Genomic DNA, 16,251 nt, shown 5'->3' on the forward strand with positions numbered 1-16,251 from the left:
CCCCTCTGCGCGGCGGTTCCACTCTCCGGACAGCGTCCGAACGGACGCCCGGACGGACTCGGGACGGGCTCCGGACCACCCCCGGACCGGCTCCGGACAAGGGGGACGAGTGGGGCGCAGGCATAACGAGTGCACAACACCCGGCCCCCAGGACGCGAAAAGCTATGCACGATCCGTACTCACCTGCGATTATCGGTTCGCTTCACCGAACCTCCACATCGTGCCACGCAGGTGAAGCAACCGGGTCCAGGCGATCGGAGCCCTATCCTTGTCCCGGCACGGCCACGGAACCACCCGATCAGGGCTCCCGGCCCCCGTAGCTCAGTGGATAGAGCAGGCGCCTTCTAAGCGCTTGGCCGCAGGTTCGAGTCCTGCCGGGGGCGCACGCAGCCTCTCACCAACAGCTATTGGTGGGAGGCTTCCTGCCGTCCGGACCGAACGTCGTTATCGCGCCAAGCGCCTCGCCGATTCCGCGTCCCGGACCTCGCGTTCAGCAGCCGCAGGAACGCGAGGCCGCACGCCCTCACCCGCCGCTACCGGGCTGCCCGCGACGACCGAAGCGGAACCCATTTCTCCGCTCATTTACGGCCATCCTGAGGAAAAGCAGTTGATCTCAGGCAACCTTCGGGCGTTTCCACGCATCAAACCTCACGTACTCGACGAAGTCCTTCGTCCGTGACACCTCTCTGGTGGCAGTGAGTACAACCACACTGTGATCCAGCGACGAGGAATGCGATGCCCCAACCCAAAGTCAGCGTGATCGTCCCGGCCTACAACGCCATGCCCGAGCTGACCGAGTGCATCGACTCGGCGATGGAGCAGACCATCGGCCTGGACCAGCTCGAGATCATCGCGGTGAACGACGGATCGACCGATGGCACGGGCGAGGAACTCGACCGGCTCGCCGCGCTCTGCCCCTCACTGCACGTCATCCACCAGGAGAACTCGGGCACCGCCTCCGTGCCGCGCAATGTCGCGCTGGACGTGGCCCGCGGTGAGTACGTCTTCTTCCTCGACTCCGACGACTACCTCGGCCCGGACGCACTGCGCCGCATGGTGGCCATGGCCGACGACAACAAGACGGACATCGTGCTGGGGAAGATGGTCTCCCCTGACGGTCGGCCCGTCCCCACCGCCGTCTTCAAGAGCACGCAGCCGCGTACGGACATCTTCTCCTCGGCCGCCTACTGGACCCTCGGCTGCTGGAAACTCTTCCGCCGCTCGTTGCTGGAGCGGCTGAACCTGCGCTTCCCGCCGGTCCGCAACACCGAGGACAAACCGTTCACCGCCGCCGCGTACCTCAACGCGGACGGAGTGTCCGTGGTCGCGGACTACGACTGCTACTACCAGCGCCACCGCGCGAACGGGAACAACCTCACCCTCACCGCGCAGAACCTCAGCCACCGGATGGAGGGCACCCGGCTCTGCTTCGAGACGGTGGCCCGCTATCTGGAGCCGGGCCCGAGGCGCGACCAGATCATGCGCCGGCATGTCGAATGGGAGTTGTGCGGCCCGCTGTGGTGGCTGCTGCTCCGGGAGAGCGAGGAGGACATCCGCGAGCGCCTCTACCCGGAGATCCGCGACTGGGTGGAGAACTGGGTCACCGACCCGATCATCGAAAAGCTCGTGGCGCGCGACCGGCTGCTGCTGCACCTGCTGCGGGCCGACCGGTTCGACGACGTGATCACGGTCATCCGCAACGCCGAGGAGGACGCCGCGCGCGGTCACGTCGTCGACGGGGGCCGGGTCTACTGGGACCATCCGCTCTTCCGTGACACCGCGGTGGGGGTGCCGGACAGCGCGTTCGACGTCACCGACCGGCTGCCGGCGCACCACCGGGTCGAGTCGGCGGACTGGTTGAAGGGCGGCGTGCTCCGGCTGACCGGCCACGCCTACATCGAGAACGTGGCCTCCCTGGACCCGGCCACCGAATTGGTGCTGCGGTGCCACGACGGGGGGCACCCGGAGATCCGTGTCCCCGCGCGGACGCAGGCCGTCCCGGGGCTCCCGGACGACGAGCGCTACGCGAACGCGGGCTTCGTCGCGGACATCTCCCTGCCCACGGCGGCGGACGGCGCCCCGCTGGGCCAGGGCGCCTGGAACCTCTTCCTCGACGTACGCGCGCAGGGCGTCAGCCGTACGGTCCGGATGAAGAGCCCCGATGCCGAACGGACACCCTCGCAGGAGATCGTGACCATGAGTCCGGGCGAGCCCACGACCGTCACCCCGTACGTGACGAAGTGGGGCAACCTCTCTCTGGACGTCGGCCGCGAGGTGCCGCGCGACGACACCTCCTGCCGGGTGACCGGGGCGTCGTGGCACAGGTCGCGCAAGGGCACCCTGGTGGTGGCCGGGAAACTGGCCGACGAGAGCGAGCAGGGCCGCGGAGCGTTGCGCCTGCGGGTGGAGAACGGCACGAGCGACTGCCGCGAGACGCCGGTCTCGCTCAGCCGGGCCGGGTGCGGTTTCACGGCGGAGCTCCCGGTCAAGGGCCTGAGCCCCGGCCGCTACGCGGTGACCCTGCCCACGTCCGGTCCGTTCCCCGTCACCGCCGTCCCGTACTTCACCGGCATGGGCCGCGCCCTCTGGTTCCGCGGTGCTCGGCCTTACACGGCCCGCCCGGTGCGGAAGGCTTCGGAGACCACCCTGGTGGTGGAGGTGCGCGCGGTGGATGTGCCGAGGGCGGCGCGGCGGAAGCTGCGGGAGGTCGTACGGAAGGTGCGGGGGTAGGAAGCAGCGCGGGAAGCAGCGCGGGAAGCAGCGCGGGAAGCAGCGCGGGAAGCAGCGCGGGAAGCAGCGCGGGAAGCAGCGCGGGAAGCAGCGCGGGAAGCAGCGCGGGAAGCAGCGCGGGAAAACACGAGGAGCGGCCTTCGGGCCGCTCCTTCGCGTTTCCGCACCCCTCGGCGTGGCCCCTCACGCCCTCTCCCGCGCGCCCCGTCGACGGAGGGGCAGTAGGACGGTGAGGCGGTCGCAGGCCCCCTTCGCGGCAGGAGACGGAGCGCCGGGCGCATACGCCGACGGGAGTGCGTGCCCCCGGCGCGCGTCACCCTCCCCCGCGCCCCGTCCGGGGCCTGAGCCTCCGCCCCATCCCCGCTCCGGAACCTCCGCCCCGGACCGGCACCGGACGCCCCGCCTCCACTCCCCGCATCATCCCCGCACCGGAACTTCCACCCGGCCCGGGTCCGGAACTTCCGCCTCAGCCGCCCCCCGCACCTCTCTAAGCGGAATCCGTCGCACAAGGGTGGCGGGCCGACGAAACGTTCGGTAAGGGACGACGTTCAGGGCGGCGCAAGAACGGGCAAATCGATCCTGTACGGCCCGTAGGCGGAATCCCGCCGCAGGGCGCACCCCACTTCTCCGCAAACCCGTTCGGGCGAGCGCCACTTCGGCGTGCCGTCCGGCACCCCGTCCTGCCCACCACCCCTCGAACATTTCCCGCACACCCACCGTACATCCCTGCGAACACCTGCACCGCCGGGAAAGGAGCGCCACGATGGCGACGCCACTGTCCGCCGACAAGCTGCTCAAAGCCCTCCGCGACGAAGGCCTCCAGGTCGTCGAGCACCGGAGCTGGCGAACCAACAACCGGAATCACAAGGGGCCCTGGGGCCCGACGCACGGCGTGATGATCCACCACACCGTCACCTCGGGCACCGCGTCCTCGGTCGAGCTCTGCTACAACGGCCACTCCGCCCTCCCCGGCCCCCTCTGCCACGGGGTCATCGCCAAGGACGGGACCGTCCATCTCGTGGGGAACGGGCGCGCCAACCACGCCGGGCTCGGCGACGACGACGTGCTCCGTGCCGTCATCGCGGAGAAGGCCCTGCCGCCGGACAACGAGGCCAACACCGACGGCAACCGGTACTTCTACGGCTTCGAGTGCGTCAACCTCGGGGACGGGAAGGACCCCTGGCCGGCCGCCCAGTTGCTGGCGATCGAGCGGGCCGCCGCGGCCGTCTGCCGGGCGCACGGCTGGGGCGAGCGGTCGGTGATCGGGCATCTGGAGTGGCAGCCGGGCAAGGTCGACCCGCGCGGCTTCACCATGAGTTCGATGCGCACCAGGATCGGGAAGCGGCTGGGCGGCGCGCCGGACGGGCCCTCCCAGCCGCCGAGACCGACGTACGAGCCGTTCCCGGGGGCCTCGTTCTTCGCGGCGGGGCGCAACAGCCCGGTCATCACCGCGATGGGCAGGCGCCTGGTGGCCGAGGGCTGCGGGCGCTACACCGTGGGCCCCGGCCCCTCCTGGTCGACCGCCGACCGGAACTCGTACGCGGCCTGGCAGCGCAAGCTCGGCTACACGGGCACCGACGCGGACGGCATCCCGGGCAGGACGAGCTGGGACCGGCTCAAGGTGCCCAACGTGTGAGCCGGGCCGGCGGGTTGTTCACAGCGCGACGGCCAGCAGGGCGCAGGCCACCAGCACGCACGCGGTGCGGACCTGGTGGAAGGTGTTCCAGCGGGGCTCGAAGGCCTGACGGGCGGCGGTGTCGTCGCCGCCCGCCGACGCCGCGAGCGCGTTGTTGAGCGGGATGTTCCCGGCGATCGTGACCAGATGGCCGGCGACCACGCAGACGAGCGCCCCCACGAGCGCGGGGCCCTCCACCTCGTCGTGCTCACCGAGCCCGGTGAGGAGCGCGGCGGCGGGCAGGGCGACCACGGCGAGGAAGAGGACGAGGAAGGCGGGCCGCGGGACCTTCTCGTTGAACTTCCGCATCGCCGCCGTGAACTGCTGGTCCGGCAGTTCGGCCAGGCCGGGCATGACCGCGATCAGGAACGCCAGCATGAAGCCCGCGTAGAGGCCGGTCACGATCACGGAGAGCACCAGGAGCAGGGAGGTCATGGCGGCCATCATGACCGGCAACGGGCGTTCGCACAGCCGCATTTCGAACAGTCGCGTTTCGCACAGCCGTACCTCATGCAGCAGTGTTCCGCACGGCGGCCGGACCTGACGCGACCGCTTGGCGCGCGGACGCTTGGCGCGCGGACGAACCTCGTACAGCCGCATGCCGTACGGTCGCACGCCGTGCGGTCGCGTCCCGGACGGTCACGCCCCGCCGCAGTCGCGTCCCGTACGGCCGCGCGAACGCCCCCACCGGCCGGTGGCGCGCCTCCGGCTCAGCCGATCTCCCCCTCGCCCCCGTCCCCGTCCCCGTCCTCCGGGGCCCTGCCGTTCCGGAGCGCCTCCGCCTGGCCGATCGCCCTCGCCAGCTTCCGTACGGAGTCGTCGTCGGTCTCGGCCGCCAGCTTCCCGGCGCGGGAGGCCAGTTCGCGGAGTGCGGGGGTGCCGGGCAGGTCGCCGCCGCGCAGGGTGTCGGCGAAGTAGGCGGCGACGGCGGCCACCTGGAGCCGCTGCGGCGCGGCGCCCCACAGCGTGCCCTCGATCGACCCGGTCCGCACCGTGCCGCTCTCCTCGTACGCCTTGCGGGTCTCGGGGTCGAGCCAGCGCACGGTCGCCCTGGCCACCTCTCCGGACGCGCCCTCGCGCAGCCGTACGGCGTAGAGCGCGGTCACCGTGTGGCCGGGGCCGACCTCGCCGCCGTCGACGCTGTCGTCGCGGAAGTCCTCGTCGGCGACCTTGCGGTTCTCGTAGCCGATCAGGCGGAACTGCTTCACGGTCTTCCGGTCGAACGCCACCTGGGCCTTGGCGTCGCGCGCCCGCAGTTCGATGTGGGCGGGGAGCTGGTCGACGAAGACCTTGCGGGCCTGCTCCTCGTCGCCGACGTACGTGGTGTGGCCGTCGCCCTTGTTGGTGAGCCGCTCCATGAACGCGTCGCCGTACTCGCTGCCGACGCCGACCCCGAAGAGCGTGATGCCGTACTCGCGCCGGGCGGAGTCGATCCGTTCCAGGATGTTCTCGGCCCTGGTGTCCCCGGTGTTGGCGAGGGCGTCGGAGAGCAGCACCACTCGGTTGTTGACGCCGTCGCGGTGGCCCTCGACCGACTCCTCGTAACCGCGCATGATCCCCGCCTCCACATTGGTGGAGCGGGCGGGCCGCATCTCGTCCACCGCGTCCCGGATCTTGTTCCGGTTGCCCTTGAGGCGGGTCATCGGCAGCCGGGTCTCGGCCTTGTCGCTGAAGGTGACCAGGGCGACGGAGTCGTCGTCGCGGAGTTCGTCGGTGAGGATGTCCAGGGACTTCCGGACCAGATCCAGACGGCCGGGGCCGGCCATCGAGCCGGAGATGTCGACGACGAACGTGAGCGAGGCGGGCGGCCGTTCGCTGCTCGGCGGGGCCGCCCTGGTGGCCAGTCCGACGCGGAGCAGCGACCACTCGGAGGGTCCGGAGGCGGTGGAGGTGCCGGAACCGGAGGGGATCCGGGCTCCGTCGACCGTGACGGAGAAGCCGTTGCCCTGCGGGCGCTCGTACCCCTGCTTGAAGCTGTTGACGAACTCCTCGGGTCGGATGTCCGCCGCGTCGGGCAGCCTGCCGTTGCCGAGGGTGGTGCGGGCGTAGCCGTAGCTCGCGGTGTCCACGTCCAGGGCGAAGGTGGAGAGGTAGTCGGGGGCGGCGGGGTCCGGGGTGGCCTTGTCGGCGCGCTCCTCGGACTGCCGGTTCCGCTCCGGCGCCGCGGCGTCCGGTGCGGGCTGCCCGCCGCCGGTCGTCCTCTGCGGGGGGCGTGCGCCGGAGCGCTTGTCGGCGGCGGTGCTCTCCGACGTCCCCTCACCGCTGCATGCGGTGAGCAGCATTCCGCCCGCGAGCAGAAGCGCCACCGCACCCACCCGGCCGCCTGCCCAGACCCCCGTCCGTGCCCCCGTCATTCGCCTGCCGCTTCGCTGGTGCATCCGTAACCCCCACGTCATCACGGTGCCGAGTCCTTTCTCCGACACCTGTGAATGTGACGTACGAGCCCGCCGAAGGGAGTCGACGAAAGCGTTGCGGAACCATCTCGATGCGGCAACAGAGGCCGGGCGGAGCGACTTCGCGGCCGACTCCGCCCGGCTGTGGTCGGCCGGACCCGCGGAACACCGGGTTCAGGACACGATGTCCTTACGGCTGAACCCGCGGAAGGCCAGCGCGAAGAGGATCAGGGCGTACGTCAGCGAGATCGACGCCCCCTTGATCATGCCGCCCCACTCCAGTTCGGGCTGGAGCGCGTCCGCCCACGCGAACTGCCAGTGCGCGGGGAGGAAGTCGCGCCAGGAGCCGAGCGCCGTGACCGCGTCGAGCACATTGCCGACGATGGTGAGGAAGACCGCGCCGCCGACCGCGCCGAGCGGGGCGTCCGTCTTCGTCGAGAGCCAGAACGCCAGCCCGGCCGTGACCAGCTGGGAGACGAAGATGAAGGCGACGACGAGCGCGAGGCGGGGCACAGTGTCCCCGGCCGCCAGCGCTCCCCCGGTCGGCAGTTTCAGCGGCCCCCACCCGTAGGCCGCCGTGCCCGCCGCCAGGGCGACCACCGGCAGCAGCACCATCGCGGCCAGGCTGAAGCCGAGCGCGACGACGAGCTTGGACCAGAGCAGCCGGGTCCGGGGCACGGGGGCGGCGAGCAGATAGCGCAGCGAGGACCAGCTCGCCTCCGAGGCCACGGTGTCCCCACAGAACAGGGCCACCGGGATCACCAGCAGGAAGCCGGCCGAGACGAAGAGGGAGGTGGCGGCGAAGTTCGCGGCGGACTCGGTCGCCACGTCCATCAGGTTGATCCGGTTGCCGCCCCGGCCGCCGCCGTCCTCGCCGTCCGGGGTGCCGCCGATGGCGAAGGCGATGATCAGGATGAACGGGAGGGCCGTGAGGACCCCGCCCATGAGCAGGGTGCGGCGGCGGCGCAACTGCCGCATGGCCTCGACGCGGAGGGGGAGCGTGCGCCCGGCGCGGTAGCCCGCGGCCTCCGGGTGCTCGGTCCCGGGGGCGCCGGCCTTCCCGCGGGCCTCGGGGGGCTGGACGGGGGCGCTCATGCTGCTCCTCCGGAGATCAGGGTGAGGAAGGCGTCCTCCAGGCGGCGGTGCGGGCCGACGCCGGTGACCGGGACGTCGAGCCGGACGAGGTCGGAGACGAGGCGCGAGGCGGTGGCCCCGTCCAGGCGGACGAGGAGGCCGCGCCCGTCGTCGGTGCGGACGGCGGAGCCGATGCCGGGCAGCGCGGCGACCTTCTCCGCGAGCGGCTCGGACACCTCCTCCGCCGTGGTCACCAGGATCATGTCGCCGGAACCGGTGATCTCCGCGACCGGACCGGCCTGGACGAGCCGGCCCCGGTCCATGACGACCAGGTGGGTGCAGGACTGCTCGACCTCCGAGAGGAGGTGGCTGGAGACAATGACGGTCCGGCCTCCGGCCGCGTAACGGATCATCACGTCACGCATCTCGCGGATCTGCGGCGGGTCGAGACCGTTGGTCGGCTCGTCGAGGATGAGCAGGTCCGGCATGCCGAGCATGGCCTGCGCGATGGCGAGCCGCTGCCGCATGCCCTGGGAGTACGTCCGCACCGCACGGGCCAGCGCGTCGCCGAGGCCCGCGATCTCCAGGGCCTCGTCGATGTGGGCGTCCTCGGCGGGGCGGCCGGTGGCCTGCCAGTACAGGTCCAGGTTGGCGCGCCCGGAGAGGTGCGGCAGGAAGCCCGCGCCCTCGACGAAGGCGCCCACCCGGGAGAGGACCGGGGCGCCGGGGCGGATGGCCTGCCCGAAGACACGGATCTCGCCCTCGTCGGGGGTGATGAGCCCCATGAGCATGCGCAGGGTGGTCGTCTTGCCCGCGCCGTTGGGCCCGAGGAGTCCGAGGACCTGGCCCTTCTCGACGCGGAAGGACAGCTCGCGCACGGCGTACCGGTCGACGGACTTCGCGTACTTCTTGGAGAGTCCGGTGATCTGGAGCGGTACCTCGGTGAGCGCGGGGTCCGGCGCGGGCGTCGCGGTCCGGCGCCGGGCGGTGAGCAGGAGCGCGGCCGCGATCACGAGGGCGGCGGCCGGGAGGCCCCAGGTCCACCAGGGCAGGGCGGCCGCGGCGGTCCTGACGGCGGGTGCGGTGGGGACGGTCAGGGGGCCGTCGAGGGTGACGGCGTAGGTGGCGGGCTCGGCCGGGGAGGCGTAGCCGAGGTCCGTCGCGGAGAGGACGAGCCGCATCCGGTGCCCGGCGTCGAACTCGTGGTCCACGGCGGGCAGCGCCAGCTCGACCGGCTTGCCCTGCTGGTCGGGGGTGATCCGGTAGGGGGCGACGAGCTGGGAGGGCAGCCGCTGCTGGCGGCCGTCCGGCGACACGTCGTACACCTTGCCGAAGAGCACCGCGTCCCGGCCCTCGGTCGCCTTGACGGTCACCCGGACCGTGGGCGTGCCGGTGACGCGTACGGAGGTGTCCAGCGGGGCCGAGTCGAAGCGGCCGAACTGGCCGGGGAAGTCGAGCGAGAGCCCGACGCCGAGCGAGGAGAGCTGCGAGATCCCGCCGCCGAGGCCGGGGACGGCGGAGATGGCGGGCGGGGCGGAGCCGGCGGGGTTGCGGAAGGTCTTCGTCCCCTCGCCGAGCGCGATCTCCCGGCCGCCGCTGCGCAGCCCCGGGTAGGTGTCGCTGCTCGCGCCGCGCTTGAGGGCGGCGCCGTCGGTGGAGTCGATGCCTCCGGTACGGGTGACACGGAAGGCGGGCCCGGTGTCGGTGCCGGTCTCCTCCTTCAGATACCGGTCGAACCAGGCGCCGACGCGCCCCTCGACCCGGGGTGTCTCGTTGTCGCCGCCGTCATGGCCGCCGGAGATCCAGTCGACGGAGACGGGGGCCCCGTTGGCGCTGATCGCCTTCTGCATGGCGTCGGCGTGGCCGAGCGGGAAGAGGGAGTCGGACTGGCCCTGGAGGATGAGCGAGGGGACCTTGATGCGGTCGGCGACGGCGGACGGCGAGCGCTCGGTGAGCAGCTCGATCGCGGCCGGGTCGGGCTTGCCGCTGACGGCGACGCGCTCGTACATCTCGCAGAGCCGCTTCTCGAACTTCTCGCAGCCGCCGCCTGAGGTGACGAAGATCCCGGCCCAGAGCTTCTTGAAGACCCCGTCGGGGAAGAGGGCGTCGGCGAGGTTCCAGTACGTGATCACGGGGGCGATGGCGTCGACCCGCTCGTCGTACCCGGCGGCGAGCAGGGAGACCGCCCCGCCGTAGGAGGCCCCGGTGAGACCGACCCGGGGGTCGCCGTCCGCGTCGAGCTGGACCTCGGGCCGGGCCGCGAGCCAGTCGATGAGCCCGGAGACGTCCTTGACCTCGGCCTCCGGGTCGTTGAGCGAGATCGCCCCGCCGGACTTCCCGAATCCGCGCGCCGACCAGGTCAGCACGGCGTACCCGTCGGCGGCCAGCTTCTCGGCCTGGGCCCGTACGTCGTTCTTGCTGCCGCCGAAGCCGTGCCCGATGAGCACGGCGGGCCGCTTGCCGGAACCTTCCCCGTAGAAGTACGAGGTGTCGATCTCCACCCCGCCCGGCCGCAGTGTCCGGTCCTCGCGCTGCACGGCGGGCGAGCCGTCATCGGCCACGGCGGTCCAGGTGCCACCGCCCACGAGCACGGCGAGCGCGGCACCGGCCGCGGCCCACCGGCCACGCGTACGGGGCAGCAGGCGCCGCCATCGAGCAGTAGGGGTCTCCATCCCTCGACCCTAGACGGAGGATCCCACCCCCCGAAGTGCCACCAGGCGGAGGTGGACAGCCTCCCTGAGAGGTACGGTGCGCCCTCCCCGTACTCCGGACGCGGTACGGCCTTTATACGGGCCGAAGGCCATTGGGGACATTGGCCGCGCATCGGGCCGTGCGTCGGGCGTCCCGTGGTGGCGGCCGTGGCCGGGAGCCGTCAGGCCACAGGGGCTCCGGCGGGGAGGGCCGGGCGCGGTGCGGGCAGGTCGAGCGGGGTCTCCACCGGGAGCAGGGCCGCCGCGCGCTCGCGGTCGCCCGCCCGGACCGCCGCGTGGACCTGACGGGCGAGCGGGGTGACGTCGCGGATGGAGAGGGTCCACTCGTCCGCGTACCGGCGGGACGCCTCGCCGCTCAGGCCGAGTTGCAGGGAGCGGTACGGAAGGGGGTTCAGGTCCAGGTCGCGCTCGGGGTCCCACTGGACCCGGGCGGGGGCGGTGCGGAGGCTGCGCTTCCAGGTGGCCTGGTCGGGGTGCACGCCGCGTACGTAGTGGGAGAGTTCGGCGTGGGCGAGGGCCCATTCCAGGCCGCTCCGGGCGATCTCGACGGCGAGGACGGTCTCCTGGCCCTCCTTGGTGCCCCAGCCGCAGCGGTACATCATCCAGAGGAAGCTGGGCTTGATCCACGTCATCCGGTCCCGCTTCCACTCGCCGGGAAACCGTCCGTCGCGTGCGGCGGGGAGGCCGATGGCGGGCCGGTACGCCTGGTAGACGGTGACCGTGGTGGCGGTCTGGTGGGCGCGGATCTCGTAACGGGGCGGGGTGGACGGGGTGTTCATACGACCCAGGATGGGGGACACGGCCGCGCCCGGGCATCCGGATTTCACCGGAGGCCCGGGCGCGGCCGGGGGTGCGTCGGCCGGGGCTGCGTCGGTCAGTGGTTGCGCGGGAAGCCCAGGTCGACGCCGGCCGGGGCGTCCGCCGGGTCGGGCCAGCGGGTGGTGGTGACCTTGCCGCGGGTGTAGAAGTGCACGCCGTCGTTGCCGTAGATGTGGTGGTCGCCGAAGAGCGAGTCCTTCCAGCCGCCGAAGGAGTGGTAGCCCACCGGGACCGGGATCGGCACGTTGACGCCGACCATGCCCGCCTGGATCTCCAGCTGGAAGCGGCGGGCCGCGCCGCCGTCGCGGGTGAAGATCGCGGTGCCGTTGCCGAACGGCGAGGCGTTCATGAGGGCGACGCCGTCCTCGTACGTGTCCACGCGGAGCACGCACAGGACCGGGCCGAAGATCTCGTCCTTGTACGCGTCGGAGTCGGTGGAGACCTTGTCCAGAAGGGAGAGGCCGATCCAGTGGCCGTTCTCGAACCCCTCCACCGTGTGGCCCGTGCCGTCGAGGACGACCTCCGCGCCCTGGGCGGCGGCGCCCGTGACGTACGAGGCGACCTTGTCGCGGTGGGCGGCGGTGATCAGGGGGCCCATCTCGGAGGCGGGGTCGTTGCCGGGGCCGATCTTGATCTTCTCGGCCCGCTCGCGGATCCTGTCGACCAGCTCGTCCCCGATCGCGCCGACCGCCACGACCGCCGAGATCGCCATGCAGCGCTCACCGGCGGAGCCGTACGCCGCCGAGACCGCCGCGTCCGCCGCCGCGTCCAGGTCGGCGTCCGGGAGAACCAGCATGTGGTTCTTCGCGCCGCCGAGGGCCTGGACCCGCTTGCCGTTGGCGGAGGCGGTGGCGTGGATGTAGCGGGCGATGGGGGTGGAGCCGACGAAGGAGACGGCGGCCACGTCGGGGTGGTTGAGGAGCGCGTCCACCGCGACCTTGTCCCCGTGGACGACGTTGAGCACGCCGTCCGGAAGCCCCGCCTCCGCCGCCAGCTCGGCCAGCAGGTTGGCGGCCGACGGGTCCTTCTCGCTCGGCTTCAGCACGAACGTGTTGCCGCACGCGATGGCGAGCGGGAACATCCACATCGGCACCATGGCCGGGAAGTTGAACGGGGTGATGCCCGCGACCACGCCCAGCGACTGGCGGATCGAGGAGACGTCGACCCGGTTGGAGACCTGGGTGGACAGCTCGCCCTTGAGCTGCGTGGTGATCCCGCACGCCAGCTCGACGATCTCCAGACCCCGGGCGACCTCGCCCAGCGCGTCCGAGTGCACCTTGCCGTGCTCGGCGGTGATCAGCGCGGCGATGTCGTCGCGGCGGGCGTCCAGGAGCGCCCGGTAGCGGAAGAGGACGGCGGTGCGCTGGGCGAGCGAGGAGGTGCCCCAGGTGGCGTACGCGGCCTTCGCCGCCGCCACGGCCGCGTCGACCTCCTCGACCGAGGCCAGCGCCACCTGCGTGGTGACCTCGCCGGTGGCCGGGTCGGTGACCGGACCGTACGCGCCCGACGTGCCCTCCACTGTCTTGCCGCCGATCCAGTGGTTGACGGTCTTCGTCATGACGTACTCCTTCGGACTTCAGGCTTCGGCCGGGCTTCGGGCTTCGGCGCTCGATGGGGGCGCGGGGCTGGTCTCACAGGTGGCGGCGTCGGGCGGCGACCTGACGCTCGTACTCCTCGCGGGCCTTCACCGCCGCCGGCCGGCTCGCGGTCTCGGCCACCGGAACATCCCACCACGCCTGTGCCGGAGGGGGGCCCGACACAGTGTCGGGCGTTTCGGTCTCGACGTAGACACAAGTGGGGCCCTCGGCGTCACGGGCCTGCGCGAGGGCTTTGCGCAGGTCGTCGACGGTGGTGGCGCGCAGCACGCGCAGACCGAGGGAGGCCGCGTTGGCGGCCAGGTCGACGGGGAGCGGCGGGCCGGTGAAGCCGCCGTCGGGGTCGCGGTGGCGGTAGGCCGTGCCGAAGCGCTCGCCGCCGACCGCCTCGGAGAGGCCGCCGATGGAGGCGTATCCGTGGTTCTGGAGGATCACCAGTTTCAGCGGCAGGCTCTCCTGGACTGCGGTGACGATCTCGGTGGGGTTCATCAGATACGTGCCGTCCCCGACGAGCGCCCAGACGGGGCGGGGCCGCGGACGGGCTGCAGTGGCGAGCAGGACGCCGATCGCGGCCGGGATCTCGTAGCCCATACAGGAGTAGCCGTACTCCACGTGGTACTGGTCGCGGGAGCGGGTGCGCCAGAGCTTGTGGAGGTCGCCGGGGAGCGAGCCCGCGGCGTTGATGAGGATGTCCTCCTCGGTGACCAGGCTGTCGAGCAGGCCGAGGACCTGCGTCTGGGTGGGGCGCGCGGTGGGGTCGGGGGTGGCGAAGGACGCCTCGACCCGCTCCTCCCACGCCTCCTTCGCGCCGGTGTACTCCGTCTCGTACGCCGGGTCGACCCGGTAACCCCGTCCGGCGAGTGCGCTGGTGAGCGCCTCCAGGCCGGCGCGGGCGTCGGCGACCAGGGGGAGGGCGGCGAGCTTGTGGGCGTCGAAGCCGGCGATGTTGAGGTTGAGGAAGCGGACGGCCGGGTTCTCGAAGAGGGTGCCGGAGGCGGTGGTGAAGTCCGTGTACCGGGTGCCGACGCCGATCACCAGGTCGGCGGTGCGGGCCAGTTCGGCGGCGGTGGCGGTGCCGGTGTGGCCGATGCCGCCGACGTCCGCCGGGTGGTCGTGGCGCAGGGACCCCTTGCCCGCCTGGGTGGAGGCGACCGGGATGCGGGTGGCGGCGGTGAACGCGGCCAGCGTCTCCTCGGCCCCGCTGTGGCGGACCCCGCCGCCCGCGACGATCAGGGGGCGGCGGGCGGAGCGCACCGCCCGTACCGCCGCCTCCAGCCCGGCCGCGTCGGGCGCCGGCCTGCGGACCGGCCAGACCCGCTCCGCGAAGAACTCCTCCGGCCAGTCGTACGCCTCCGCCTGCACGTCCTGCGGCAGCGCCAGCGTCACCGCCCCCGTCTCGGCGGGGTCGGCGAGGACCCGCATCGCCTGGAGGGCCGCCGGAATCAGCGCCTCCGGGCGGGTGACCCGGTCGAAGTAGCGCGAGACGGGCCGCAGGCAGTCGTTGACCGACACATCACCCGCGTACGGCACTTCGAGCTGTTGCAGTACGGGGTCGGCGGGCCGGGTCGCGAAGGTGTCGCCGGGGAGGAGCAGGACGGGGAGGTGGTTGATCGTGGCGAGGGCGGCACCGGTGACGAGGTTGGTGGCGCCCGGCCCGATGGAGGTGGTCACCGCGTGGGCGGAGAGCCGGCCGGACTGCCGGGCGTACCCCACGGCCGCGTGCACCATGGCCTGTTCGTTGCGGCCCTGGAGGTACGGCATCCGGGGCGCGGTCCGGCTGCCGCCGCGGTCGCCGTTCCGCAGGCCGCTCCCGTTGCCCGCCTCGACGAGCGCCTGGCCGATGCCCGCGACGTTGCCGTGGCCGAAGATGCCCCACGTGGCGCTGATCAGGCGGTGGCGGCGGCCGTCACGCTCGGTGTACTGCCGGGCGAGGAAGGCGACCAGGGCCTGAGCGGTGGTGAGGCGGCGGGTGGAGCGGGTACGGGCGGAGCGCGTACGGGGGGTGCTCGCGGGGCTCGCCGGGGTCTGAGAAGGCGTCGGGCCGGCGGGGCTCGCCTGGGACTCGGGGCTCGCCTGGGACTCGGGGCTCGTCGGGGTGGCGGGGCTCGTCTGGGACTCGGGGCTCGTCGGGGTGGCGGGGCTCGTCGGGGTCAACCTGTTACCTCCGGGCCGGGCGACGGATGCGCCGTGTCCGGGCGGGCCGTCTGCGGATGCGCCGTGTACAGCGGCAGTCTCGCGTCGACCGGTTCGTGTCGCCAGGTGTCGCGGATCCATCCGTGGTCCGGATGGTCGCGGATCAGCCAGGCCCGCTCCTCCCCCGGCCCCGCCATGACGTTCAGGTAGTACAGCGTGCGGCCGGGCGGGGCGATGGACGGGCCGTGCCAGCCGTCGGGGATGAGGACCACGTCGCCGTCCGCCACCTCGGCGAGGACGTCCGTACCGCCCTGGCGCGACGGGGAGACCCGGTGGTAGCCGAGGCCGCCGCCCTCCACCTCGAAGTAGTAGATCTCCTCCAGCTCGCACTCCTCGCCCGGGACGTGCTCGTCGTGCTTGTGGGGCGGGTAGGAGGACCAGTTGCCGCCGGGCGTGAGGACTTCCACGGCGATCAGGCGGTCGCAGGCGAAGGTGCCGGCGGCCGCGAAGTTGTTGACCTGGCGCGAGCAGGTGCCGCTGCCGCGCAGTTCGACGGGTACCTCCGGCGCGGGGCCGTAGCGAGCGGGGAGTCGTCGCTCGCACTTCGCTCCTGCCAGGGCGAAGCGGCCTCCTGCGCCGGAGGAGATCTGCGCCCGGTCGTCGCGCGGCACGTAGGCGAAATCGCTCACCCCGCTGAACACGCTTTCCCGGCCCAGCAGTTCAAAGGTGTCACCTGCCGTACGCACGGTACAGCCACCGGTCAACGGCAGGACGATCCACTCGCACTCCCCGGTGACGAGCGTATGAACTCCGCCCGGCTCAAGCTCCAGAATGCGGAGACTGGACCGATCCCATCCGGCCATTTTCGGGTCGATGTCCAGGACATAGGGTCCGCGCGCGGCGCTGCCGGAGGGCAGATGGTGCCTCCCTGCACGGCGCTCCGGGGCCCGGTGGTCCGGGGCCCGGTGGTCCGGGGTCCGGTGGTCCGGGGTCCGGTGGTCCGGGGTCCGGTGGTCCGGGGTCCGGTGGTCCGGGGTCCGGTGGTCCGGGGTCTGGCGGTCCGGGGTCTGGCGGTTCTGGTGCTCCTGCTGGTCCTCGTGATGCGTGCCCATGCCCACTCC

10 protein-coding genes and 1 tRNA gene are annotated in these 16,251 nt (G+C 72.4%); 3 read left to right on the plus strand and 8 right to left on the minus strand.

The features are described 5' to 3' along the window. Positions 1-310: 310 nt before the first annotated feature. From ACQ9ZG_RS10235 to ACQ9ZG_RS10245, 3 genes are all read left to right on the plus strand, one after another. Positions 311-383 (plus strand) — tRNA-Arg (locus tag ACQ9ZG_RS10235). A gap of 352 nt (positions 384-735) precedes the next feature. After that, a complete protein-coding gene (locus tag ACQ9ZG_RS10240; RefSeq protein WP_258312216.1) occupies positions 736-2,730 on the plus strand; it encodes a glycosyltransferase family 2 protein in 1,995 nt (664 codons plus the stop codon). 763 nt (positions 2,731-3,493) lie between these two features. Next, positions 3,494-4,366, plus strand: coding sequence for a peptidoglycan-binding protein (locus tag ACQ9ZG_RS10245; protein ID WP_018487235.1), 873 nt, complete (start codon positions 3,494-3,496; stop codon positions 4,364-4,366). 18 nt (positions 4,367-4,384) lie between these two features. Here ACQ9ZG_RS10245 and ACQ9ZG_RS10250 read toward each other — a convergent pair whose 3' ends face one another. From ACQ9ZG_RS10250 to iolB, 8 genes are all read right to left on the minus strand, one after another. Beyond that, complete coding sequence (locus ACQ9ZG_RS10250; RefSeq protein ID WP_028415156.1) at positions 4,385-4,852, minus strand: anthrone oxygenase family protein; 468 nt, start codon at positions 4,850-4,852, stop codon at positions 4,385-4,387. Between the two features lie 263 nt (positions 4,853-5,115). Further along, complete coding sequence (locus tag ACQ9ZG_RS10255; protein WP_109916024.1) at positions 5,116-6,687, minus strand: vWA domain-containing protein; 1,572 nt, start codon at positions 6,685-6,687, stop codon at positions 5,116-5,118. A 285-nt stretch (positions 6,688-6,972) separates the two neighbouring features. Further along, a complete protein-coding gene (locus tag ACQ9ZG_RS10260) occupies positions 6,973-7,893 on the minus strand; it encodes an ABC transporter permease (RefSeq protein WP_028415154.1) in 921 nt (306 codons plus the stop codon). Further along, positions 7,890-10,544: an alpha/beta fold hydrolase gene (locus tag ACQ9ZG_RS10265; RefSeq protein ID WP_499280329.1), complete on the minus strand. Its 2,655-nt coding sequence runs from the start codon at positions 10,542-10,544 to the stop codon at positions 7,890-7,892. Before ACQ9ZG_RS10265 ends, ACQ9ZG_RS10260 begins: the two co-directional genes overlap by 4 nt. Before the next feature lie 200 nt (positions 10,545-10,744). Then, positions 10,745-11,362, minus strand: a complete 618-nt coding sequence (locus tag ACQ9ZG_RS10270) for a DUF4291 domain-containing protein (protein ID WP_499280330.1) — start codon at positions 11,360-11,362, stop codon at positions 10,745-10,747. Positions 11,363-11,457: 95 nt separating this feature from the next. Beyond that, on the minus strand, positions 11,458-12,960 hold the full coding sequence (mmsA, locus tag ACQ9ZG_RS10275) for a CoA-acylating methylmalonate-semialdehyde dehydrogenase (RefSeq protein WP_109917065.1): 1,503 nt from the start codon (positions 12,958-12,960) through the stop codon (positions 11,458-11,460). A 73-nt stretch (positions 12,961-13,033) separates the two neighbouring features. Beyond that, entirely contained in the window at positions 13,034-15,151 is a 2,118-nt protein-coding gene (gene iolD, locus ACQ9ZG_RS10280) for a 3D-(3,5/4)-trihydroxycyclohexane-1,2-dione acylhydrolase (decyclizing) (protein WP_499280331.1), read from the minus strand. Further along, positions 15,148-16,242: a 5-deoxy-glucuronate isomerase gene (iolB, locus tag ACQ9ZG_RS10285; RefSeq protein WP_258312393.1), complete on the minus strand. Its 1,095-nt coding sequence runs from the start codon at positions 16,240-16,242 to the stop codon at positions 15,148-15,150. The genes iolD and iolB overlap by 4 nt, the downstream gene beginning before the upstream one ends. Between the last annotated feature and the right edge of the window lie 9 nt (positions 16,243-16,251).

Origin of the sequence: Streptomyces araujoniae (assembly GCF_050871195.1) — a bacterium.
In the GTDB taxonomy this organism is placed as follows: Bacteria; Actinomycetota; Actinomycetes; order Streptomycetales; family Streptomycetaceae; genus Streptomyces; species Streptomyces bacillaris.